The sequence below is a fragment of the Streptomyces tricolor genome (assembly GCF_002155905.1).
In the GTDB taxonomy this organism is placed as follows: Bacteria; Actinomycetota; Actinomycetes; order Streptomycetales; family Streptomycetaceae; genus Streptomyces; species Streptomyces tricolor.
On record NZ_MUMF01001020.1, the window covers coordinates 1 to 561 of the forward strand.

Below are 561 nucleotides of genomic sequence, written 5' to 3' on the forward strand. Positions count from 1 at the left end.
CGACGGTGTCGGCCGGGCCGACGTCGAACGCACCGGTGTGGAGCGGGGTTCGACGGGCTCGGCCGGTGCGGCCCCGTCATCCGTGTCGCGCTTGGCGGTGCGGGCAGGGGAGGCCGTCACGTCATGTCGCCGAGCCTCGCCGGTACGCGCGGCCGAGGGCGTCGGCGCGGAGGTGCCGGTCTCGGCGGGCTGCCGGCCGGCGCCGTCGCCGGGGGCGGCCGTGGCGCCGGATCCCGGACTCGCCGGGGGCGTCGACGTCGTACCGGAGTCACCGCCGGAAGGGCCGCACGTACGGCCGGAGTTGATGCAGTCGACCATCTCGCGCATCAGGTCCTCGTCGAAGACGTTGATGAAGTCGCCGTGGTCGGTGACGGGCTTGTGCAACTGCTCGGGGAAGGAGTCCACCGCGAACAGCGGAACGGTCCGGCCGCCGTCCGCCAGGCTCGGTGCGTCGACGTCGTAGACGATGCGCTGCACCAGCTGCGGGATGGGCCGGAAGCCCGCGGGGCAGGAGCCGTCGGGGGCCGCGAAGGCCACGTGGGTGCGGTGGTTGGCGCTGTC

1 pseudogene is annotated in these 561 nt (G+C 74.3%); it reads right to left on the minus strand.

Annotation, left to right across the window (positions count from 1 at the left end):
• Nucleotides 1-561, minus strand: a pseudogene (locus CCN44_RS47230) (DUF1996 domain-containing protein); the annotation flags it as partial.